General features: G+C 37.5%; 21 protein-coding genes and 1 pseudogene. 6 read left to right on the plus strand and 16 right to left on the minus strand.

All coding sequences use genetic code 11. The annotated features are described in order from the left end of the window. Positions 1-6: 6 nt before the first annotated feature. Positions 7-1365: an exodeoxyribonuclease VII large subunit gene (xseA, locus tag FND99_RS14235; protein ID WP_144338613.1), complete on the minus strand. Its 1359-nt coding sequence runs from the start codon at positions 1363-1365 to the stop codon at positions 7-9. A gap of 316 nt (positions 1366-1681) precedes the next feature. Between xseA and FND99_RS14240 the strand changes: the two genes are divergently transcribed. The 4 genes from FND99_RS14240 to FND99_RS14255 are packed head-to-tail and all read left to right on the plus strand — an operon-like array spanning position 1682 to position 4197. Further along, the gene (locus FND99_RS14240; protein WP_144338614.1) at positions 1682-2068 is read left to right on the plus strand and encodes a single-stranded DNA-binding protein; all 387 of its coding nucleotides are present in this window, start codon (positions 1682-1684) and stop codon (positions 2066-2068) included. 44 nt (positions 2069-2112) lie between these two features. After that, on the plus strand, positions 2113-2472 hold the full coding sequence (locus FND99_RS14245) for a DUF7222 domain-containing protein (RefSeq protein WP_144338615.1): 360 nt from the start codon (positions 2113-2115) through the stop codon (positions 2470-2472). Between the two features lie 25 nt (positions 2473-2497). After that, positions 2498-2887 carry a PcfK-like family protein gene (locus FND99_RS14250; protein WP_144338616.1) on the plus strand — a complete coding sequence of 130 codons (390 nt, stop codon included), beginning with the start codon at positions 2498-2500 and terminating at the stop codon, positions 2885-2887. Beyond that, a complete protein-coding gene (locus tag FND99_RS14255) occupies positions 2884-4197 on the plus strand; it encodes a PcfJ domain-containing protein (RefSeq protein ID WP_144338617.1) in 1314 nt (437 codons plus the stop codon). The genes FND99_RS14250 and FND99_RS14255 overlap by 4 nt, the downstream gene beginning before the upstream one ends. 85 nt (positions 4198-4282) lie before the next feature. On the opposite strand, the gene FND99_RS14260 is transcribed toward FND99_RS14255, so the two are convergent. After that, the gene (locus FND99_RS14260; protein ID WP_144338618.1) at positions 4283-4528 is read right to left on the minus strand and encodes a hypothetical protein; all 246 of its coding nucleotides are present in this window, start codon (positions 4526-4528) and stop codon (positions 4283-4285) included. A 225-nt stretch (positions 4529-4753) separates the two neighbouring features. On the opposite strand from FND99_RS14260, the gene FND99_RS14265 reads away from it, so the two are divergent. After that, positions 4754-4948, plus strand: coding sequence for a hypothetical protein (locus FND99_RS14265; RefSeq protein WP_144338619.1), 195 nt, complete (start codon positions 4754-4756; stop codon positions 4946-4948). Positions 4949-5246: 298 nt separating this feature from the next. On the opposite strand, the gene FND99_RS14270 is transcribed toward FND99_RS14265, so the two are convergent. From FND99_RS14270 to FND99_RS14320, 11 genes and pseudogenes are all read right to left on the minus strand, one after another. Further along, complete coding sequence (locus FND99_RS14270; protein WP_144338620.1) at positions 5247-6227, minus strand: alpha/beta hydrolase; 981 nt, start codon at positions 6225-6227, stop codon at positions 5247-5249. A 176-nt stretch (positions 6228-6403) separates the two neighbouring features. Beyond that, entirely contained in the window at positions 6404-7132 is a 729-nt protein-coding gene (locus FND99_RS14275) for a nitroreductase family protein (RefSeq protein ID WP_144338621.1), read from the minus strand. 17 nt (positions 7133-7149) lie between these two features. Continuing rightward, positions 7150-8061 carry a helix-turn-helix domain-containing protein gene (locus tag FND99_RS14280; RefSeq protein ID WP_017497226.1) on the minus strand — a complete coding sequence of 304 codons (912 nt, stop codon included), beginning with the start codon at positions 8059-8061 and terminating at the stop codon, positions 7150-7152. A 41-nt stretch (positions 8062-8102) separates the two neighbouring features. Beyond that, positions 8103-9035, minus strand: a complete 933-nt coding sequence (locus FND99_RS14285; RefSeq protein ID WP_144338622.1) for an NAD-dependent epimerase/dehydratase family protein — start codon at positions 9033-9035, stop codon at positions 8103-8105. Positions 9036-9122: 87 nt separating this feature from the next. After that, entirely contained in the window at positions 9123-10484 is a 1362-nt protein-coding gene (locus FND99_RS14290) for an aldehyde dehydrogenase (RefSeq protein ID WP_144338623.1), read from the minus strand. A gap of 27 nt (positions 10485-10511) precedes the next feature. Continuing rightward, positions 10512-11561 (minus strand): acetoacetate decarboxylase (ADC), encoded by a 1050-nt coding sequence (locus FND99_RS14295; protein ID WP_144338624.1) that lies wholly within the window; start codon positions 11559-11561, stop codon positions 10512-10514. 11 nt (positions 11562-11572) lie between these two features. Next, positions 11573-12289, minus strand: a complete 717-nt coding sequence (locus FND99_RS14300) for a type 1 glutamine amidotransferase domain-containing protein (RefSeq protein ID WP_144338625.1) — start codon at positions 12287-12289, stop codon at positions 11573-11575. Between the two features lie 914 nt (positions 12290-13203). Next, on the minus strand, positions 13204-13704 hold the full coding sequence (locus tag FND99_RS14305; protein ID WP_144338626.1) for a response regulator: 501 nt from the start codon (positions 13702-13704) through the stop codon (positions 13204-13206). A 217-nt stretch (positions 13705-13921) separates the two neighbouring features. Continuing rightward, positions 13922-14437, minus strand: a pseudogene (locus FND99_RS14310) (N-acetyltransferase family protein); the annotation flags it as partial. 12 nt (positions 14438-14449) lie between these two features. After that, positions 14450-14917, minus strand: a complete 468-nt coding sequence (locus tag FND99_RS14315; protein ID WP_144338628.1) for a GNAT family N-acetyltransferase — start codon at positions 14915-14917, stop codon at positions 14450-14452. A 71-nt stretch (positions 14918-14988) separates the two neighbouring features. Further along, a complete protein-coding gene (locus FND99_RS14320) occupies positions 14989-15552 on the minus strand; it encodes a Crp/Fnr family transcriptional regulator (protein ID WP_144338629.1) in 564 nt (187 codons plus the stop codon). Positions 15553-16089: 537 nt separating this feature from the next. On the opposite strand from FND99_RS14320, the gene FND99_RS14325 reads away from it, so the two are divergent. After that, entirely contained in the window at positions 16090-17598 is a 1509-nt protein-coding gene (locus tag FND99_RS14325) for an ATP-binding protein (RefSeq protein WP_144338630.1), read from the plus strand. Between the two features lie 474 nt (positions 17599-18072). Here the strand turns inward: FND99_RS14325 and FND99_RS14330 are convergent, their stop codons facing one another. From FND99_RS14330 to FND99_RS14340, 3 genes are all read right to left on the minus strand, one after another. Then, the gene (locus tag FND99_RS14330) at positions 18073-19704 is read right to left on the minus strand and encodes a glycoside hydrolase family 43 protein (RefSeq protein ID WP_144338631.1); all 1632 of its coding nucleotides are present in this window, start codon (positions 19702-19704) and stop codon (positions 18073-18075) included. After that, positions 19701-20513: a DUF1565 domain-containing protein gene (locus FND99_RS14335; RefSeq protein ID WP_144338632.1), complete on the minus strand. Its 813-nt coding sequence runs from the start codon at positions 20511-20513 to the stop codon at positions 19701-19703. Before FND99_RS14335 ends, FND99_RS14330 begins: the two co-directional genes overlap by 4 nt. A gap of 377 nt (positions 20514-20890) precedes the next feature. Continuing rightward, positions 20891-22219, minus strand: a complete 1329-nt coding sequence (locus tag FND99_RS14340) for an alpha-L-fucosidase (protein ID WP_144338633.1) — start codon at positions 22217-22219, stop codon at positions 20891-20893. Between the last annotated feature and the right edge of the window lie 168 nt (positions 22220-22387).

Consider the following 22387-nt stretch of genomic DNA (forward strand, 5'->3'; position numbering starts at 1 on the left):
TGGTGGTCAGTTTGCTCCGGAACTGGTGATCAATTTACACTGGAAAGTGGTGGTCAATTTGACCGGTTTTTCCACATATCCTCTGCTGAGCACATTCTGCGGGGAGAGCAGCTTTATGGTTTTATGGTGGTTCTCCAATTGGAGTCTGCGGCTTCGCAGGTACTGGCTGGTAAAGATCTTCAGGCTGCCTTTTAAATGCTGAAGATTGCTGTTTTCCTGCTGGATGATGCGCTGCGGCCTTTGCAGCGTTTTTTGCGCAGTCAGCAGCAGGTGCTGCTTTTCTTCTGCCAGCAGGTTTCGGCTAGCCTGCGAAATATGCTGCTTTTGCAGCATAAGCCCTTCTTTCTGCGCGCCGATCAGTTCCCTTGCATTATGGCTGATCAGATTTTTGATCTCGGTGAGTTCCTTATAATGCCCGAGGAAAAGCTGCTGGGATTTGATGGCTATGGTCCTTTGCAGGGAGAGTATGTGCTGCTCGAAACTGCGGTTGTGCGCTATGATGAACTCCGCCGCCTTGGTCGGGGTTTTGGTATGGGTATGCGCCATAAGGTCTGTAATGCTCACATTCTTCTGGTGCCCGATTCCGGTTATCACTGGAATGGGGAACTTGGCGACCGCCCTTCCGATATTGTAGTTGTCAAAAATCAGGAAATCCGACTGCGACCCGCCTCCTCTTGCAATGACAACGGCATCATAGGGAATCCCCGTATTGTAGACCTCGATAAGCTTGTTTAGGAACAGTTTGGCGTTATTGTCTCCCTGGACAACGGTATGGTAGTCATCGATCTGAAAAACATACCCAAAATCGTTATGCTGCATCGTATGGCGGAAATCCTCGTTTCCGGCTGAACTGCTTGAAGAGATCACCGCAACCCTCTGTACGACTATAGGCAGCTTCAGACGGCTGTTGAGCGTGGAATACCCCTCACCTTCTTTGCGTATGAAATCATTTTCTTTTACCAGCCTTGCAAGTGTCGCATTGCGCTGCTGCTCCAGAATGCCAAGCATGAAATTGCTGTCGATATCCAGAAGGTTCACCGAAAGGCCGTAAAGCGGATGGTAGTCCACGCTCACCTGCACCAGCACATGCAGGTTGTTGGTGAAGCGCTGTCCGGTTGTGGTTTCAAAATCGAGGATCTTCAGTGCTCCGGCTCCCCAGCTCTTGCCCAGTATTTTGGCAGTGATCGTACTGCTTGTCTCTGATTTTTCCACCAGCTCGAAATAATGGATCTTCTTGTCGGCCTTGAAGGAATGGTTGGTGATATCAGCCACCACCCAGTACGTCTGTCCCCTGAAACGCGAATTGATCGTGTCCTGGATCTGGTCGTTGAGCTGTGAGAGTCTGATATACTGTTCGGGTCCCATATATTTTTAGGGTCTGCTGCTGTTTGTGTTTTCTTCCTCGCCGCTAAGGTAGCTATTCTGGAGCGGAATCTCAAAAACACAAAAAAAGAAGGCCAATTTTCAATTCAAAACGGGTTAAAAGGGCAGCCAAAGTAGTGTCCGCCCTCACCTGCATGCGCATAACGGCTCCCCGCCGCCCTTCGGGACTTATAGCACTCCGGCTCCTTGCGCCCACTGGTTCTTTGCTTTCTTTTTTCCCGTTTTTTCTTTTGAAAAATTTGCGTTGCGGGGTATGCGGAAAAAACTTGAAATAAGTAGTAACTAAAAATTTTATGTCATGGAAATCACAGGACGAATTGTAAAAGATGCCTCAGTTTTTAAGGTAAAAGAAAGCCGTGAGGTGGTAAACTTCTCTATAGCGATAAGCGACAGCTACAAGCCCAAAGGAAGCACCGAAACCAAAAAGATTGTAACCTATGTCGACTGCTCCTACTGGCTCAGCGCAGGATTGGCGCAGTGGCTCAAAAAAGGGGCGCTCGTGCAGCTCTTCGGACGCATCGGGCTGAATGTCTATATCGGAAATGACGCCCGCGCGCACGGCTCTCTGACCTTTCATACCTCGGATATCAAAATACTGGTATTTGCTGAAAGCAAAAATAGTGCGCCTGCGCCCGCTCCCAAAAAGCAGAATGTTTCGGATAATCCCGACGACCTGCCTTTCTAGACTTTTCAAGCCTTTAAATTTTATACACGCCTAAATGAAATATTATGAAAGCCTTACAAAAATCTTCTTATTGTGGGTATCGTGTAAGCGGTGCCTTTAACCAAATCATTCTGCGAAGCATCACTTCCTATGACGGCAAGCGTAGAGAACAGCTGAAATCCTTTTTCCTTGACCTGCAGAGGGGCGGTTGCATCAGCGGGATGATATCCGAATTCATCTACCATGATGACTGCAGGGCATTTTACATCGAGCATATCGATGACCTTGAAAATATCCGCAACGAACTCGAGCAGGCCATCGGCGAACCGATCGGGAACCGCTTTCAGACCCTGCACTACACTTTTGTATGCTGGCTCTGCTTCGAGGAATACTGCTATGACCTCTATTCAAGGCTCTTTGAGTGAAATTTTCAAACTTGACTATCTTCTTATGAAAGCTTCTGAAAATTTTAGAAAAGCCATAGAGGGCTATCTCGGCACCTTGGCGCAGGGCGATACAGCCTTTGCGCCACACTATGGAAAAGCTTCCAAAAACTTGGAAAGCTGTCTGAACTACATCTTCGGCGAGGTCAAAAAAACAGGCTTGTGCGCCTTTGACAATCAGGAAATCTTTGACATGGCAGTCAGATACTACACCGATGATTCCATCGGTACGCCCGCCTCTGTGGCATGCAGAGCCGTGGTACAGCCCCCTGCGCCCGCCGACCTTTTCTCACAGCCCGAAATCCCCGCCGTACCTGTTAGAACAGAACCTATTCCAACAGCAAAAAAAGACGTAAAACCTGCAGTGCAGACCGCACTCACACTCTTTGACCTATGATACCCAAAACCATCATCGAAAAGCAATTGACGGTGCTGAGCGCCTCACTTGCACCCATAAAAGCAAAGGTATTTATATGGGCGGAGCAGAATATCTTTCTCAAATGGGGCGTGCTCTCACGCTCCAAGTTCTACTGTTTGGAATGCGCCCACATTTGGAAGCCGTCCTGCCCGAACACCTGCAACAAGTTCACTACCTGTCCTGCCTGCGCAGGAAAGCTCAAAATGATGCCCTATAATCAGGTGCATTTCAAGGAAACCGAATATTTCGCCGTTATCGAGCGCTGTGTGGGGTTTCAGGTGGTGCGTTTGGTAATCGTCTACAAGCACATGAAAAAGAATTTCACGCCGACCTATTTCCACAAAGAGGTCATGCAGCATTGGATTAATGCAAAAGGCGAAGTGCGCACTTTTGCGCTCTCCACCAATGTATTTTCCAGCACGCTCGATTCATGGAAATTCTATTCCCCTCTTGAAATAAAGCCGAAGGATTTCATCCGAAATGCCAAATACTACATCAACCCCTTCAAGGTTTATCCGCAGATGAAAGTGCTTCCGATTTTAAAACGCAACGGCTTCAAGACCTCGGTCTACGACATCGCCCCGCACCTGCTCTTTGCATCGCTTCTGTCCGACCCCATAGCCGAAACCCTTTTGAAATCCCGACAGCTGAACATTCTGCAGTATTACCTCTGCGCATCACGCCAATGCATAAAACTCAATTGGCAGGCAGTCAAGACTGTCATCAGAAACAAGTACAAGGTTTCTGATGTGCAGATTTGGGAGGATTATTTGGAACTGCTCCGCTATTTCAAAAAAGACCTTTCCTATACCCTTTATGTCTGCCCTGATAATCTGCAAGATGCTCACGACCATTTCGTGAAAAAGAAAAGGGAACTTCTCAGAAAGAAGAAACTCCAAGACCTGCGCCTTGAGATCGAAAAGGCGCAGAAAAGATACGCAAGCGACAAGAAACGCTTCTTCGGACTGCTCTTTACGGAAAAGGATTTGAGCATTTCCGTAATCGAAAACGTTCGGGATTTCATGCAGGAGGGCGATGATTTGGGGCATTGCGTATTTACAAACGAATACTACGGCAGAAAGGATTCGCTGATACTCTCGGCTAAAATCGACGAAAAGTCCGTGGAAACCATCGAAATCTCCCTTTCCAAAATGGAAATCCTCCAATGCAGGGGGCTGAAAAACAAGCCCTCGAAACACCATTCGCAGATAATGCGCCTGCTCTCTGAAAACCTGTATCAAATAAGGGAACGGATGAAGAAAAGAAAAGCCATAACCGCAAGCCGATAGCATTATCGGCTTTTTTTTGTAAAAACAGACATCAAAAGCCCGCCGGCTTGCAGCCGGCGGGCTCCGTTTTTTCAAGACGCCTTGATTATCTGATGCTGATGGTGTCCAGAAGGTTTTCCTGATCGATAAAGGCCACAATGTACTGCTGGACCTCGCTGCGTTTCTCCTTGGCGGTTTCAAAAGTATTGATATGGTACTGCTCGTCCTGGTCCTCGATATGTATGATCTCGGTATATCCTTTCGAGATCAGGCTTCCTTTGAGCCTGAGAATGGTATGCTGGGCTCGGGCATCCAAATCTTTTCTCACCTGTAGTCGTATTGCTGTTTCCATTGTAAAAGATCGGTATGGGTCGGGAATCTTATCCCAAAGATAACACTTTCATCTTTTCATCGAAAGGGCGCCTGTGTTAAAAAAAACAATGCAGAAGATCCAATTGCTTCAAATCCTATTGATTAACAGCGTGTTGTACATGAAAATTTCATAAAATCAAAAATTTCAGGTGTAATTTTCCAGATCTTATATGCTGTAACTTTACCATCCTAAAAAAATCAAAAGATGAAAACTCCAATCGAACATACCCGGCACACCTGTCCCGTTTCCAAAGACCAATATTTTATTGACTCTTGGGGCAATCTGGTCTGCATCAAATCCTATAAAGGAGACTGGGGAGACTGGGATGAGGAAACTTCATTCCCTTGCGGTTCCCCTGCTGATGCTGATGAATCCCATACTGAATCTGAAACGGAATAAAAAATAGCCAATTACAAAAAACATGCAAACATCCAATAAAAAACAGTACTGCAGCACAAGGACATCCGATAAAAAAAGGCCGTCCCAGACGGTTTCTTCAAGAACAGATGAGAAATCCGCTTCTGCGCCAGTAAAACATTGTAAACACTACATTTGCAACAAATCCATTATCTCTATATAAACAATAATTTAAGTTTGTGGAAATTGAAGAAGAGAAGTATTGAGGAAAATATCCGACTAATCATAAAAAAAAGAGGCCAGCAACTATGAGCTGACCTCTACACATTTTTAAGTTTTACTAACTAAATAAAGCCTTTTTTAAGCCCAAGGCAGCTTGTTCAGATGAAAATTTAACCGCATCAATATGATCTAATGGGTTTAACAAACCATAATCATGGATAAATCCGTTAAAGGTTTGAATTGTTGTAGGAACACCAGCCTCATCTAACTTACGGGCATAAGCTAATCCTTCATCAAAAAGAATATCATTCTCGGCTAATTGTACTAATGCAGGTGGCAATCCTTTCAATTTTTCAATTGAAGCACTGAACGGGGTAGCATAGTATTCTTTTCTTTGCTCTAAATCTGTAGTATAGTTATCCCACATCCATTTCATTAAGCTTGCTGTTAAGAATCTGCCTTCAGCATATTTTTGCCAAGATTCACGTGTAAAATCAGCATCTGTTACTGGCCATAAAAGTAATTGGAATTTTATTTCAGGGCCACCTTTATCTTTTGCCATAAGACAAAGTACAGCAGTCATATTTCCGCCAACGCTGTTTCCGGCGGCCGCCATATTTTTACCATCTACTCCTATCTGGTCTCCATTTTCTGAAACCCATTTTGTAGCCGCATAAATTTGATTAATAGCGGTTGGATATTTAGCTTCAGGCGATGGTGTATAGTCTGTAAAAACTGCTGCTGCCCCACTATTTACGACTAAGTCCCTTACCAATCTCCTGTGGGTAGGATAATCCCCTAATATCCATCCACCACCATGTGTAAACATAAATACTGGTAGTTTTTCAGAAACTGCATCGGCAGGTTTTACAATATGAATATTTACTGTATAACCATCTTGTGTAATTTCTCTTTCGGATTCAACAATATCTGAATAATCAAATTCTACTGACTTTTGAGCATCTATCAGTACTTGTCTTGCGTCTTGAGGCGTCATTGTTTCCAATGGTTTGCCACCACTGTTATTTAGAGCATTTAAAAAATCTCTAATTTGTAAGAGGATTTGAGGGTCTTTTTCTGCTGGAATTGGTTGTGCCATAATAGTAAATTTTAATGATTAATATTTTTAAACAAAGTGCTCTAAGTAATTTTTATTCTTGACTTAGATTTTGATGAAACTTATCACTAACAAATTTCCTGATAAATTGGCAAGATTGTGTAACTGAATCAAATAAGTGTGTAACCAAATCTCTGGTTGAAATATATATTTGAAAATTAATTTCTTATATATACTTCTTCAAAAGGAACTCTGTATCTTTCTCCCCAGATGCCTTCATTTTCTTTTCTAATTCCACATGAAACTACCATATTAATTTCGGCACTTTGAGGCAATTTTAAAATGCCCTTTAAAACTTTACTGTCAAAACCTTCTAAAGGACAGGTATCATACCCTTCGTTAGCCATTGCAATCATAAAAGTTTGAGCTGCCAAAGCACATGATTTATGAACAACTACTCTCATATCATTCTCAGAGACTTCTCTTGTAATAGTCCTGAATAATCCAATAATCTTTGTTAAAATTATCCTTAAAATTCCAAGTAACCCAAAAAAACGCGAATAGAGTAAAGGCATTATTTTACCATAGTATAATTCACGATCCTTAATTCTTTTCTCTTGACGTTCTTGCGGGCTATTCCGGCGAATATTCCCTTTTTCAAAATCTAAAACAAATTTCGCTCTCTTTCGAAATAAATCTCTTCTGGTTACAAAAATTACAATTTGTGAAGCTGTTGAAGTTGCAGTTTGGTCTAGACAAGCCTTAGATACTTGTTTTAATAATTCTGGTTTTGTTATATGATGAAACTCCCATAATTGCATATTGGAACTATTTGGAGCCAAAGTTGCCAATTCTAAGCATTCTTTTACCTTTTCTTCATCAATAGGTTTTTCTTTATCATAAACCCGAACGGAACGTCTAAAATTTAATATTTCAGTTAAATTCATCGTTATTTTAAATAGCATTAATTAAATGATTGTCTGAACTCTAAAGGCGAAATAGAGGTTCTGTTTTTAAACAAGCGGTGAAAAGACTGCGGGTGTTCAAAACCTAAATGATAAGCAATTTCAGAAACTGACAAAGAAGTGGTAGAGAGCAGTTCTTTTGATTTTTCGATAATTCTATTCTGAATATGCTGCTGGGTTGTTTGTCCTGTGTGAACTCTTAACATATCGCTTAAATAATTAGGACTTAGGTGTAATTCGTTAGCAACATATTGAACCGTAGGAATGCCATCTTTCTCCAATTTGTCATTTTTGAAATAACCATCAAGTACATTTTCCAATTTACTAAGTAAATCGTTATTGGCTTTTTTTCTTGTCAAAAACTGACGGTTGTAAAAACGATTGCAATACTTCAGAAGTAAATCGATATTAGACACTAATAAATCCTGAGTAAATGAATCCATGTTGGCATCAATCTCACTACTGATATTTTCAATTATGTCCATTATCGATTTTTCTTCCTTTTCAGATAGAAATAAAGCTTCACTGGTTGAATATGAAAAGTAGCCATAGTCTCTAACTATGGCAGCCAAGTTGTATCCCTGCAAAAAATCGGGATGTATTACCGCAACAAATCCTTTAACACCATTAAGAAGAACATCTTCAAACTGCAATACTTGATGTGGAGCTATAAAGTACATTATTCCCTCATCAAAATCATAATATTGCTGGCCATATTTACATTTGCCTCCTGCACACTCTTTTTTAAGAGCAACCACATAAAAATCAGTTGTTATGGTGCTTAAAATTGTTTCAGGCTCCAACTTTACATCATCAAAATTAAATACACTGATCAACGGATTAGAAGGGCTTTTTAATCCTAAAAATTGATGTAATGCACTTATTGATGAAACTTTTGAAGGAGTTTTCATTTGTTGAAATTCTGACTTATACATCACTAAGTTACAATTTTTTATTTTAATAATTTTTCATTCTTAATTTGTTCGATGCCTTCTTTGTATGTTGTCACCTGAAATTCAGGAAAACGCTTTTTAAACTTTGAATCGTCGAATAAATTATCATATTTATATCTTGGAAGTAATTCCTGCAATTCTTTCACTCTTTCATTAAATCTTGCGCCAATTTTAAAAACAAATTTTGGTACAACTGAATATTGCAATTCTTTTCCATAAATTTTTGATGCCAGATTGATAAACTGATTATAATTTAACATGTTATCATCAATCGGCAAATGCCAAGTTTGACCGAAAGCATCAGGTGTATTACCAATTAAAGCTGTTGCCCTACTTGCATCTGGTGTCCAAATTAAACTTCTCAATTTATCATCTCTCAAAGGCACCCTCAATTTTTTATTTTCCTTTATATTATTAAAAATCAAAGTGTTGGTTATACTCTGTGTTTTACCAGGTCCATAAAATTCCGGTGCGCGACAAATAACCGCTTCGAGTTCACCTGATTCTATTTCTTTCATAACCATTTCAGCCATTTCTCTTCTTACTTTTCCTTTTCTTCCAACTGGATCGAAAAGGGTTTCTTCAGTGAGCAAACGACCATCCTGCGGGTACATATAAGTATTGTCAAAAAAAACCAATTTTGTTCCGTTGATTTTACAGGCATCAATGACATTTCGTAGAATGAGAGGAAATTGTTTTTCCCATAAGTCAGAACTAATAGGAAGCCCTAAAGTAAAATAAGCAATCTCACTTCCTTTTACAGCTTCAATAGCACTTTTTTTATTAGATAAATCAGCAGAAAATACTATATCTGTATCATTAACTTTCTTTGCTTCTCTGCTTACGATTCTTATCTCTGAAGTATAATTTCTCTTCAATTCTCTTGCTAATTCTTCGCCAATTTGACCGTTGGCTCCTAATATTACCTGCATTTTTTTAGTTTTAAATTCTACTGCAAAGTTCAGTATTATCATAGTGATAGACGTAACTCTGTTATGGTTGTTGTAACATTATCTCTGTTACATTACCCTTTTTAGCCACTTCATTTTTTTATCTGAATAAGGCGGATATTTCCAATCGGGTTCGCCCCAAGTTGTTTTCTCTATTACTGATTTTTGATGTGAGAATGTCAAAAATCCGAATTCACCATGATAATGCCCAATCCCGGAATTTCCAACCCCCCCAAAAGGAAGATAATCACTTGTAATCTGCATCAACGTATCATTGATGCAACCACCACCAAAGGAAACTCTGTTTAGTAGTTTATCTTTCTCATCATCATTATTTGTAAAAAGATAGGCTGCCAAAGGTTTTTCTCCATCAATGATTTTTTCAAGAGTTTCATCATAATTTTTAAAGGAAACCACTGGCAAAACCGGACCAAAAATTTCTTCCTGCATGACAGCATCATCATACGTTACATTGGTCAGGACTGTGGGCTCAATGTAAAGCATTTCTTCATTATGTTTCCCTCCATAAAATATTTTACCAGGAGTAATCAGACTTAATATTCTGTCATAATTTCTTTTATTGATAATACTTGTATAGTGCTCCGCACCATCTGTATATCCAATTTCTTCAATCTTATCTTTTAAGAATTGCAAAAACTTGTCTTTAATGGATTCTTCAACCAGCAAATAATCAGGTGCTATGCAAGTTTGACCACCGTTTAAAAATTTACCCCAAACGATACGTTTTGCGGCCACTTCTAAATTGGCTGTCTTTGTTACAATAGCGGGCGATTTACCTCCTAATTCTAACGTTACGGGGACCAAGTTTTTCGCAGCTGCTTCATACACAATCTGCCCTACTTTTGGACTTCCAGTAAAGAAAATTTTGCTCCACCGCAATTTCAATAACTCGGTTGTTTCCGGTATGCCGCCTTCAGCAACATACAAATAATTGGAAGGGAAATTAGTATTGATTAATTCCGCCAAAAGGCGCATTGTATTTTCGGGTAATTCGCTTGGTTTTACAACACAAGTATTTCCGGCTGCAATGGACGTAATCAAAGGAACTAAAGTCAATTGATAAGGATAGTTCCACGCCCCAATTACCAAAGTTACGCCCAAAGGGTCTGCATAAATATGGCTGCTTCCGGGTTGTAAACTGAGGGCCGTTTTTACTTTTTTGGGTTTAGCAAGCTTATCTAAATTTTTTAAAAAAAAGTTGATTTCTTTATGAACTAAATTAAGTTCAGTTAAAAAAGTATCGAAAGAACCTTTACGAAAATCTTTATAAATTGCTTCATATAGGCGTTGTTCGTTTCCTTTCAAAATATCTTTCAACTTTAGTAAAGTTTCCTTTCTAAACGCCACATCTTTTGTTTGATGAGTGTTGAAGAACTCCTTCTGCGATTGAAATATTTTAGCGAATTCCATTTCCTTAATTTTTAAAAATGAGTTGAATTATTTATTGTTTTCAGTCACTAATTCAGGTGTGTATAAAGCTGCTTGAAATTCCGGTTGGTAATCATAGCGAACTAATTTTTTAAGTTCCAATGATTTGATAAAGGCTGATAACGGACCATCTGAAAGATTAAATTGAATATCTTCAGCCTTTTTGCTTGTTGCTTTTTTTATTGCTCTTACATCACTGTAACCGTGTGTTAACTGGCCTTTTGTATTAAGATTGATAAAATTCGAACGGTTAATTTCAGGTATTGAATTGGTAACCTCTAATTTTTTACCTGTCATTGAAAAATCTAAATTCCCTTTTTCATCGTAATAAGTGAAAGTTACATTATTTCCATCAGTATTATAATCAATAGGGATTAACCATTTTGGTAAATTATATCCAACTTTTCCACGAACTCTTGCTAATTCGGTATTAACAGGCAATTTCAACACATAACCCCATAGACTTTTGTCATTTACTTCACCCATTAAAGAAATCAGTCCCCAATTACTTTTATTTGGTTTAGTGGTTACAATAGAGATAGAGAGTTCATTGTATGAATCATTATCACAAAAATGGTAAGCATAGGAAGTAATAGCGATCAATCCTCTACCGGGTGTATAAGAAATCGGTTTGACCAATTCGTTTACTTCCGCAGGAAGCAGCTCTTTTATTTTGCTCATATCTGCTGTATAAATAGCAGTAATACTACTATTGCTGTAATAAAAGTTTGGTGAATATGTGATAAAGCCAACATCTTTTTTTTCTTTGTGAAGGGTTTTGAACCAGCTTAAATCTATATCAGGTCTTTCCTCTGCGACTACGGAAAGGGGTGAATTGGAATGGAATCTGTCAAACATACCGCCTTTTAAAACAGGTAGTTGATGACCTGCCAATTCAATAATGGTATCGTTTTTAGCTATTGAATCGTTGTTTATTGCTTTCAGATTTGAATTTGCAGATGCTTTATTAATGATGGCACTGCTTAGAAAGAAGCCTGGTATAAAAAGTAGAATTACACCAAGGACTGCTACAAAAAATATGGTTTTTATTTTTTTCACTGTGTTATAGTTTATTTAGTATCTGAGTTTGTTTTAATTTTTTCAAGTTCTTTCATTACTACTCTAGCCATTTCTTTAGAGCTAAAAGGATTTTGACCAGTAATTAAATTACCGTCAACAACTACTTTTGAAGTCATAGGAATAAAAGCTTTTTTATAATCGGAGTTTCTTTCCTTTAATGCTGCTTCAAGATTAAATGGAACTTTCTTTTTTCGTCCGGCAAGACTTTCTTCAAACCAATTAAATCCAGTTATCTTTTTGTCTTTTATCAAATAGTCGCCATTGGAAAGTTTAACATTCAACAATCCGCCTACACCGTGACAAATCGCAGCCACTTTTTTATTCTTCTCGAAATGATCTTTAATGATTTTTTGTAGAATAGTATCATTTGGAAAATCATACATAGTCCCATGTCCACCTGCTAAATAAACACAATCAAATTCTTGTTTTGATACTTCTATTAAACTTTTGGTGTGCTGTAATTCTTCTCTAAATTGAATATTATTCCAATATCCTTTAGATACTTTATCCAAAACTAAAGGCCTTAAACTTTCAGGATCAATCGGTGTATCTCCACCGTTTGGACTTGCTATGGTAATTTCAAACCCTTGCTCTTTAGCTTTATCATATATATGGGTAAGTTCACTGAGCCATAGACCAGTTGGCAATTGGCCATCGTCATACATATTAATCCCAGTAACAATAATTAATAATTTCAATGCGTTCATAATATCTCTTTTTGATGATACAAAGTTCCGTCTTAAATGCAAAGCAGAAGTAACCTAATCAACTGAAGTTATAACATAATCTCTGTTGTTGTTGAAATTTTAATTATAAAAAACGAGTCAGAAAGTAATTTGCTTGTAATATGAGGAACATTAATATTTGGATATGCAAACGAAAATTTCAGATAATGATAAGGGCATATTTTTAAATCCGTAACTTTTTTAAATGCCTTTTTCGAATTCAAGAATTCCACAAAAGAATGTTACAACTTAATAACATTAAAAATGTATATGGATTAAAATTTTTTAACGTTTAACCCCTACAATACATACAAACCGTCTCCCAATTAAATATCAGATTAATTATCTTACAAAACAACCTCAGAATAAGCCAATTTCTTTAAATCATTCATAAAATGGTTTGTAAATTGTTCAGTAGCCTCCCCCTAGGTAACAAAACAAACCATTATTTAACTCCATAAACAAATGATTATCTTTGAGTGACAAATAAAGCATTTATAGGACAAGTTTAATTTGGGGTTGCCTACAATTTCGCCAAAAAGAAAAAGCGTTTTTAAAGATAATAAGCCATCCAAATTTTGTGGTAAAATCCTAGTACAATTTATTTAGAAAAAGAAAAACCTTAAAAATATCAATACTTAAGAAATTCATATCCAAATGTGTATTACAGGCAGATAAAAATATTGAAAAAAGATATATTTTAATCTGGGTGCAGAATCGGTGCATCTATTTCAAGAGAAAATCTAAAACATTGTACAACAATGACTTTAAACCTCAAGTTCGAAACATTACTAGAAGAAAACATGTTAATATTCAAAAAATAAGCAGATTTATTTTTTTAGTAAACTACTTATTGATTGCTCTTCTACTGAGGCAGAAAAATGGTTTATTTCTCTTTACCCCTTGCCGATATTCTTCTCAGAAACAAAAAATAAATTTCTGACCGGACCCAGTAAAGCTTTTGCCCAATGCAGAAGGAAGACTTTCTTTAGCACAAGCACAAAGCCGGCAAAAGAATTGGGTTTCTGAACATAGAAGTCCGCCCCCTTATCAAAAGTGTCTTCAATATCTGCAGGATAATCCCAGGTAGATAGCATAATGGCAGGAATGTCCTTAAGGCTTTTATCTCCCTTAATTTCTTCCAGCGCCTTTTTGCCCCCTTTAACGGGCATATTGACATCGATAAAAATAATATCGGGATCGGGATGGGACTGATCCCTGAGGGTATCAAGGAGCTCCTGCCCGTTTTCAACGGTCGTTACCTCAGAAGCAATCTCCGCTTCATCCAGGGCATCGATGAACAATTCCTGATCGTCCTTATCATCCTCGGCCAGCAGAATTTTAACCGGCTCTTTTTCTTTTGAGTCCTCAGCATCAGGATTTTCAGCACTTATCATATCAAGCGGTTTTATAATTTCCAAATGTACTAAAAATGCCCTAATGAAATGATACCCTGCAAAATAAATACCCAGGGCCTGATTTTACAATCCCTTTTAAACTGCAGGATATTAAAACATTATTATCAATAAGCCAGCTTAAAATTGTGCGCAGACAAACCAATAGTATTATTACAAAGTTTAGCTTTAGTCTTGATAAAGACTTAGGGAATTGATCTAATTTCAGTTTCATCATTATGTCAGTCTGCTGATCATCTCCCAATTTGAAAATATGTTTGTCAAAGGCGGCAAAACCATTTTTTTCATAAAACCGGATTGCTCTTAAATTCTCTTCCCAGACTCCCAGCCAGACATATTCATATCCCTTTTCCCAGGCCGCTTGGACTGCCTTGTCATAGAGCAGCTGCCCGACACTTTTACCATGAAATTCCTTTAAAACATAGATCCTTTCTATTTCAAGAGATGCACTGTCCCTTAATTCGGTTTGTGATTCTCCAAAATTGATTTTGAGATAGCCTACAACTTCACTATCAATCCTGGCAAAATAAAACTCGGAATCTTCATTTTGAAGCTCTGCAGTTAATTTTGTAATTGAGAAACCTTCTTCAAGATAAGATTTCATGTTTTCCTCGGAGTTCGAATCTGCAAATGTTTCTTGAAAAGTTTCACGGCCGATTCTCTGCAGTTCATACAGATCAGCAATAGTTACTTTTATAATGGTTATGGATTTCATCTTAGAACTGTTTTAGCCGTTAGTTTTTAAATTCCACTCATAATTAAGCCATTCCTGGTTTTCTATGGCTCCCAGTCTTTCATAAAAATTCCTGCCTCCCTCATTCCAAGGTGCAACGGTCCATTTTATCTGTCTGCAGTTATTCTTTATTGCTTCTACCTTAAGTTCGTCCATTAATTTCTCACCTATCCTGCGACCTCGGAAATCCTCGGCAACATACAGTTCTTTCATATAAATTGCCGGACGGTTCTGCGCCGTAAAAGGCAGGAAATAATATACCAGGATTCCTGCAATCTTCTCATCGCACTGGGCAACAATACAATAGAAATCCGGGGGATCTTTTCTAAAACCGCTCTCTTTTACTATTTCAGCAGTGATGGCAAAACTGTTAATGTATTTTTCAAAAACAGCAAGTTCTTTCATTAAGCTCCAAATTTGTTCACTGTCTTTTTCTGCAGCTTTTCTAATGGTTATATTCATTTTTTAAGGATTTTAGGCAAAGTTCTGAATATGTCCCAAGGAAAAATTATACAAATGATAAAAAATGAACCCTATTTTATATTTGTTCTGATACGGCTTAAACTTACCTGTGTTATGCCTAAATAGGAAGCGATATGCCCAAGCTGGACCCTTTGTATCAGGTCGGGATAATTTTTTAAAAGCTGCATGTAGCGGTCAGCTGCGGTTCCCAGCTGTCGGGAAATAAGTCTTTCTTCTGCTTTGAGCAGTTCATTTTCTGCAAACTTTCTGCCCCAGTTGGCAATTTCAATATTTTCATTGAAAAGATTTTGAAGCGCCTCAGTATTTAGTTCATAAAGCTCGCTGTTTTCCAGCAGTTCTATATTTTCATATCCTTTCTCACTGGAAATATAGCTTTTAAGCGACGCTATTGTATCACCTTCTTTTCCAAAGGAAAATGTAATTTCATTCTCCCCGGCATTGGAAAAAGTCCGGGCAATGCCCTTTTTAATAAAATAGATATTTTTCTCAACCTTGTCAGCCTGTATGATAAGGGTATGATTGGGTAGGCTTACTTCGAGAATATTTTTCTTGAGGATCAGTTTTGAAGCAGGTGAAAGCGGATGTATTTTGTCGAGTATTTGATCAATTTCCATTTTGATAACAGTAATCTGTTTTAGTTTTCCGGTTATTTGAAATTATGTACTAATCAGTAATTATTTTTCACGCACAAAGTTAGCAGATTCATAATTAGACTTGATTGAAGTTGCCTTCAAAAGTGCCACAAAAGCTAAGTCGAATTTAAAGATATTACAAAAGTCTCAATTTTGTGGCAGAATCGTGCGCATAACTCTTTAAACGAAAATTAATTGCTTAAAACCAAACTCTTATAAACTGAGGCTCGAATTGCAGATCTTCCTTCTTCACAATTAGAAAACATTTATTTTTTTCAAAGAATAGTCAGATTATGTATATTACTTACCATACTTATTAATTTGCTTTTCAACTGAAGTAATTTCTTAAAGAGTATTGCGTGTTTAGATCCGAATAGCAAAGCGTAATTGAATACCCGAGAAAAAACAAATTATAACTTTGAATACTAATCATTGAAATTATGAAATATTAAACCCCGTGGATATAACACCACTACAATGTTTCAATTTAATTTTACAGGCACCAAAAAGATATCCGCCATGTATGATTATGTATCGCTGTTAAAAAACATAGTGGACAACACACCTCTTCCTATAGCTGTTTTAATTGGCCCCGAACTTAAAATAGAACTGGCTAATCCCGCAATGATCTCAATTTGGGGAAAAGGAAACGAGGTTATCGGAAATAATTATTTTGAAGTACTTCCTGAAACACCCAGACATGAAATAATGGTCCAGGCCCTCGAGGTTCTAAAGACAGGAATCCCGTTTTATGCAAAGGACAAACTCATAGATTTAATAGTTGATGGAAAAATAACGCAGCATTATTTCAATTACAGTTTTACTCCTCTTTATGGTAAAGATGGAAATATTTACGGTCTATTAAAAAATGGAACCGATATAACAGATTTACACAACATCAAGCAGAAAGTACAGAACTCAGATGAAAGACTCCGCATAGCGGTTGAATCTTCTGGAATGGGGACGTATGAAATAAATTTAATTACTAAGGAAACTATTACTTCTGGAAATTTTAACGAATTGTGGTCTGCTGATGAAGCATCAGACACTGAAATGCTTCTGAAAAGAATGCATCCAGAGGATTTACCAATAAGAGAAAAAGCACATAAGGATGCTTTAATTACAGGAAAAATAGTTTATGAAGCCAGGATCATAAATGATGATCAATCTGAAAGATGGGTAAAAGTCAACGGAAAAATTATAAAAGATCAAAATGGAAATGATTGCAGCATCATTGGAATTATACAGGACATCAGCGATCAGAGAAAGTTTCAAAAAGATCTCCACCAAAAAATCGAGGAAAGCACTAAAGAGTTAAGGCTGTCAAACGAGAATCTAATTCATTTCGCCAACATGGTTACTCATGACTTAAAAGAACCTGTGAGAAAAATGAAATTTTTTAATGGTTTATTAAAAAAGGAAATTGAAGCTGAAAGAATTGAAAACATAAAAAAATACAGCGATAAAGTAGACCAGTCTGCCCAGAGAATGGAGACATTAATAGAAGGCACCTTAGCCTATTCAACTCTCAATAAATCAATTCAGTCAGTCCAGAAAATAAATCTTGATCAAATAATTGAAAATATAAAAATAGATCTAGAACTTATCATACAAGAAAAGGATGCAATTCTTATTACAAGCGAGCTCCCTGAAATAGAAGGAGCTCCTATTTTAATACACCAGTTATTTTATAATCTAATACATAATGCCTTAAAATTTTCTAAAGCAGATGAACCTCCTAGAGTTATAATTACATCTAATATTGTGGACTATGATGGTAAAAAGCATGTCCAGATATTAATTAAAGATAATGGTATCGGGCTGGACACCGCATATGCGGAACGAATATTCAATGCTTTTGAAAGACTGCATTCGAAAGACGATTATGAAGGAACCGGACTCGGGCTTGCCCTTTGCAGAAAAATAGCCGAAAGACATAACGGAACTATCACTGCTGCTGGAAAGGAGAATGCTGGAGCCGAATTTACAATAACCCTGCCGCTAAATCAGGATAAGAAGACTATTTAAAATATTCTTTGTACTCTCAACTTTGGGGTTTCACTAAAATTAAATTTTTTCTGCTGCTTATTACTGTAACTGGAATTTCCTCCGTTTTTGGCACAAAAAGATAAAGCGAATTTTTACTTATTTTTTGCCAATCTAAGTTTTGTGGCAAAATCGTGGCACTCTCTATTTAGAAGAACTAGAAGTTCAGTAAAATCAGGATATGAGAAGTTTAGGTTCGAAACTTTTAGATTCCAATACTTTTGTAATCGAATTTGAAGTCAATACTTCTGTTTCTTTTTGCATCACTTGATGAACCCATGTAAGGTATTTTTTCCTCAAACTCTTCAATCTAATGTCTTTTTCTAAACCAGCTTCGTGATGGAATATCACAGAAACCCGAATGATAATAATAATGACAACTTCATAATTGAAGACTAGCAACGTGCAGACTTTAAGTCTGACAAGCAAATCTATGGACTTTCAGACCAGAGTGGTTTAGTTTGTTATTCTAAACCAGTCAATGGCGACATTTCCGGCATCATTTATAATTCCTTCCCTAAGTGCCACAAAACCTATTTTTGCGCCAATCCACTTGCCTTCTCTAGCTTTAAAACTTTCACCAATGGGACTGAATTTTTTTCCGTCTTCACTATAGAAAAAATCGCATATTCCACCAGCTTTTATTTTTGCCTGCAAATAGATTGTTTTGTTTGTTATCGGAATAGCTTTTCCTTGGGATTCGACACCTTTTTTATCTATATTTTTTGCTGTTCTTTGGGAAAGAAATAATTTTCCGTCTTCTTGTTTCAAACATAAAAAACTATAGTCCAATCCCATAATTACCAATCCGGTATATTCTCCGTTAAATCTGGAGTTGAAAGTGATTTTTGTTGTAGCAGTAAACTCATTTGCAGGTAATTTTTGCAATAATAAGTTTGGAACATCAAATAAACTTGTGGCGTCTTTTGGTACGGGAATACAATTTAAACTATAATATCCCATAGCAGTCGTCAAGCCCCAAACAATTTGTGGATTTGCGTGCCATTGCCATTGCAAGCCTAATTTTGGCGTATTGAATTCATCACTTTCCGGAGGCGTTTCTATAGGAAATGATTTTTTGCCAACATTAGGTTTTTTATACGTCATAACCGGTTCGCCAATGCCATTTTTGTCTTCATCTGAACCTATAATAGGCCAGTCGTTTTCCCATTTCATTGGTTGAAGGTGTACGACTCTTCCATAAGCAAGTTGATCCTGAAAATGGATAAACCAATCTTCGCCTGTTTGGGTTTGAACCCAGGCTCCCTGATGCGGTCCATTTATAGAAGATTTTCCCTGATCCATAACTTTTCTTTTTTCATAGGGGCCAAAGACGTTTTTAGATCTCAAGACGGTTTGCCATCCGGTTGACACTCCACCAGCGGGAGCAAATAGGTAATAATAGCCTTTACGTTTGTAAAATTTAGGCCCTTCGATGGTTGTTTCGTCAGGGTGACCGTCAATAATCATGACATCATCATTGTTGGCACGGGAACCTTCTTTATTCATTGTACAAACGACTAAAGCGCTTTTTATTCCTGAACGGCTTCCTGCAAAAGCATATGCCAAATAAGTTTTGCCATCTTCATCCCAAAGGGGAGTAGGATCAATAATTCCTTTCCCTTCTTTTACCTTTATAGGTTCAGACCAAGGGCCTTCGACTTTTTTTGCTTTAAGCATATAAATACCAAAGTCGGCATCAGGATAATAGATGTAAAATTCGTTGTTGTGATAACGAATACAGGGTGCCCAAACACCATTTCCGTGTTGGACTTTGTTATATAGATCCAAAGGTTTTTGTATCGAAAGGGCGTATCCAATTAATTTCCAGTTAACCAAATCTTTTGAATGAAGAATTGGCAATCCCGGGATACAATTAAAGGACGAAGCCGTCATGTAATAATCATCACCAACCCGAATCGCATCCGGATCCGAATAATCGGCGTACAAGATTGGGTTTTTGTAGGTTCCATCACCGTTGTCGGCTACCCAGACTTGTGAATATTGTTTGTCATTCTTTTCCTGAGCTGTTGTCATTTGTATGGCAATGCTCAGTAAAAGTACTGGTGTTATTTTGGAAAGTTTCATTTATGATTATTTTTTATCTGTAGATTGTTCTCAATAATCCAGCCCTTACTCCAATTGGCACCAATAATTGCCGTTTGCTCAACAGTTGGCGGAGCCCAGTTTGGTGCTGCGTTTTGCAAAATGAAACCACGAACGGTAATATAGTTAATAAAATTCTTTGAAGGGTAAAAAACAGTCTGGCGAACATTCACCTCAACTTGAGACTTATTTGGATCCTTTCTAGGAAACTGGGCATGGACAACTGTGTCAACGGAACCAACCTCTGCAAAAAACAATGCTTCCCCAGCGATTGGTTTAACCACCTCATCTAAAGCGTTGGCCTCTTTGAGCCATTGATCATCAAGATAAACAGAACCCGTATGAGCAATGTGTCCCCCTACTGCGCTAAACCAGTCTCCTTTGATCAAATCACCAAAGGGGTTGTAGCTTCCGAAGAAAGTGTTAGGAATGACTGTTTTCCATGCATCATTTTGTTCCTTGATCCAACCAGTGACAGGCTCTGCACCGGTAATTATGACTTTTTCTCCTTTTGCTGCTTGGTAGGTGATACGCTTAGTTGCCGATTCACCACCACGTGGCGGGATAACCGTTTCACGATAAATACCTGCATGAACAGTAATTATATCGCCTGGCATGGCTTTGTTGGCCGCCGCCATAATTGTTTTTAATGGCTTGTTTAACGATCCGTCATTTCCATCGTTGCCATTCACAGATACGTGATATTCCTTTCCAAAAGAAGTTCTCCCCTTATCTTTTGCAAAAGCAGAAAAAACATTTAAAGCAACTAGTAGAATAATGATTTTTTTCATATATTAATTTAAGTATATTGGCATAGTTTTATTTAAATACAAATTAAGATTTTATTCTTAACTTTCTGTAATGGCTAAGTTAGCATGTCCAAAACCATTGTGCATCGGGATGTATGGTTCGCTTATAATTTGAGTTTGCATCATCGATAATGCCTATTTGGCCATGTTCCGCTTTTATTCGACGTTCTTCTTCTGATTCTTGCTTTTTTGAGCGAAGATCTTAGGTGATGCTATAGCACATAATAAGACAATCGAATACAAAATATTTTTTTTCATTTACTATTTTATTGGTTATAGTTAATATTTGAACATCAATTTTGAAAATTAATTTTAAAAAAAGTTCTATAAGTTTTTCAAATTCTTATGGGACATTAAATTTACTGTATTTCCATTTCGATTATTGTATCTATTGGATCTATTTTCACACCATCCATATACACAAAAGTTCCTTCTTGCTGTTGTTTGAATTTCAGTTCTTTTTTACCATCCATCAGATAACATTTTTTGAGTTTTTGTTTCATTTCAGGAATAAAAATGTAACCGGACTGTTTTGGAGTGTTGATGATATGTGCAAACCAGATTTTGTCTTTAGCAGTAAATACTCCCCAATCTTGGGCTTTCATTACTCCTCCTCTAGTTCCATAAATACTATTCCCGTTTTGCTTCAACCAAGTTCCTATTTCTCCTAAAGTCTGCACAAACTCTGGTTGAATTGTTCCGTCAGCCATTGGACCAACATTCAAAAGAAAATTGGCATTCAAACTGGCGCCATTGATCAAATAATGCAATAACTCTTTGGTCGATTTGTATTTTCTGTCAGTGATATTGAAACCCCAAGTACCGTTCATCGTTTCACAGGTTTCCAAAGGCAGTTGAGAAACAATGGATTCACCACTAAATCCAGCTGTGTTTTTACCAGGTAAATCTTTTTCAAATGCTTGGAAATCTTCTCCTGGAAGGGGCGCAAGGTGATGGTTGTTCGAAATTAAACAATCTGGTTGAATCGAATGGATCAATTTGTAAATTTCATCATAATGCCAGTTTACTTTAGACTGTGAATTTTTATCCTTGTCCACTTGATCCCAGTGTCCGTCAAACCAGATTCCTCCAATCTCTCCGTAATTAGTCAACAATTCTGTTAATTGACCTTTCATAAAGCGAATGTAGCTGTCCCAGTCGCTTTTTTGGGTTCTTCCGGTCCCTTGTCCTGTTCTACCGGTTTCGTATTGATAATCGGTTCTGGTCCAATCCAACAGCGAATAGTAGCAGAATAATTTGATGCCTTGTTTATGACATTCGTCTGCCAATTCTTTTAATAAATCTCTTTTAAAATGGGTGTTTGTAATTTTCCAATCGGATAATTTGGTATCAAAATTGCTAAAACCATCGTGGTGGCGTGTAGTGAAAGTAATGTATTTCATTCCTGCCGATTTGGCGATTCCAACCCATTTTTTGGCATCAAAATCCTGTGGATTAAATACATTAATCAATCTTCCGTATTCAGTTACATTGATGTTTTGATTCGTCATAACCCATTCACCGTTGCCCAAAACGCTGTAGGGTCCGAAGTGAATAAACATCCCGAATTTATCATCCTCAAATTCTTTTCTGTTTTCCAGATTTCCCTTTGTTGGAGTATAGCTTTGTGCTTGCATTCCTACCGAAAGCATTGAACACAATAGTAGACTAAGCGTCAGTTTTTTCATTTTATTGAATGTTTTGAATATTATAAAAGTAGTTTCATTGCCTTTTAGCTGTATAAAAAATCTTAAAGTTTTTAAGCTTCTATGTGATAGTTTTTTTTTTGCAATCAAGATATTTTCAGAATTATCCAAGTGATAGCCCCCAGAATTTATAGTTCATTCAAAAATTTA

Origin of the sequence: Flavobacterium daemonense, assembly GCF_007341385.1 — a bacterium.
GTDB classification, from domain to species: Bacteria; Bacteroidota; Bacteroidia; order Flavobacteriales; family Flavobacteriaceae; genus Flavobacterium; species Flavobacterium daemonense.

Coding starts and splice junctions, on each gene's coding strand:
- xseA (WP_144338613.1), bottom strand. CDS start 1,365: ATGGGACCCGAACAGTATATCAGACTCTCACAGCTCAACGACCAGATC.
- FND99_RS14240 (WP_144338614.1), top strand. CDS start 1,682: ATGGAAATCACAGGACGAATTGTAAAAGATGCCTCAGTTTTTAAGGTA.
- FND99_RS14245 (WP_144338615.1), top strand. CDS start 2,113: ATGAAAGCCTTACAAAAATCTTCTTATTGTGGGTATCGTGTAAGCGGT.
- FND99_RS14250 (WP_144338616.1), top strand. CDS start 2,498: ATGAAAGCTTCTGAAAATTTTAGAAAAGCCATAGAGGGCTATCTCGGC.
- FND99_RS14255 (WP_144338617.1), top strand. CDS start 2,884: ATGATACCCAAAACCATCATCGAAAAGCAATTGACGGTGCTGAGCGCC.
- FND99_RS14260 (WP_144338618.1), bottom strand. CDS start 4,528: ATGGAAACAGCAATACGACTACAGGTGAGAAAAGATTTGGATGCCCGA.
- FND99_RS14265 (WP_144338619.1), top strand. CDS start 4,754: ATGAAAACTCCAATCGAACATACCCGGCACACCTGTCCCGTTTCCAAA.
- FND99_RS14270 (WP_144338620.1), bottom strand. CDS start 6,227: ATGGCACAACCAATTCCAGCAGAAAAAGACCCTCAAATCCTCTTACAA.
- FND99_RS14275 (WP_144338621.1), bottom strand. CDS start 7,132: ATGAATTTAACTGAAATATTAAATTTTAGACGTTCCGTTCGGGTTTAT.
- FND99_RS14280 (WP_017497226.1), bottom strand. CDS start 8,061: ATGAAAACTCCTTCAAAAGTTTCATCAATAAGTGCATTACATCAATTT.
- FND99_RS14285 (WP_144338622.1), bottom strand. CDS start 9,035: ATGCAGGTAATATTAGGAGCCAACGGTCAAATTGGCGAAGAATTAGCA.
- FND99_RS14290 (WP_144338623.1), bottom strand. CDS start 10,484: ATGGAATTCGCTAAAATATTTCAATCGCAGAAGGAGTTCTTCAACACT.
- FND99_RS14300 (WP_144338625.1), bottom strand. CDS start 12,289: ATGAACGCATTGAAATTATTAATTATTGTTACTGGGATTAATATGTAT.
- FND99_RS14305 (WP_144338626.1), bottom strand. CDS start 13,704: ATGATAAGTGCTGAAAATCCTGATGCTGAGGACTCAAAAGAAAAAGAG.
- FND99_RS14315 (WP_144338628.1), bottom strand. CDS start 14,917: ATGAATATAACCATTAGAAAAGCTGCAGAAAAAGACAGTGAACAAATT.
- FND99_RS14320 (WP_144338629.1), bottom strand. CDS start 15,552: ATGGAAATTGATCAAATACTCGACAAAATACATCCGCTTTCACCTGCT.
- FND99_RS14325 (WP_144338630.1), top strand. CDS start 16,090: ATGTATGATTATGTATCGCTGTTAAAAAACATAGTGGACAACACACCT.
- FND99_RS14330 (WP_144338631.1), bottom strand. CDS start 19,704: ATGAAACTTTCCAAAATAACACCAGTACTTTTACTGAGCATTGCCATA.
- FND99_RS14335 (WP_144338632.1), bottom strand. CDS start 20,513: ATGAAAAAAATCATTATTCTACTAGTTGCTTTAAATGTTTTTTCTGCT.
- FND99_RS14340 (WP_144338633.1), bottom strand. CDS start 22,219: ATGAAAAAACTGACGCTTAGTCTACTATTGTGTTCAATGCTTTCGGTA.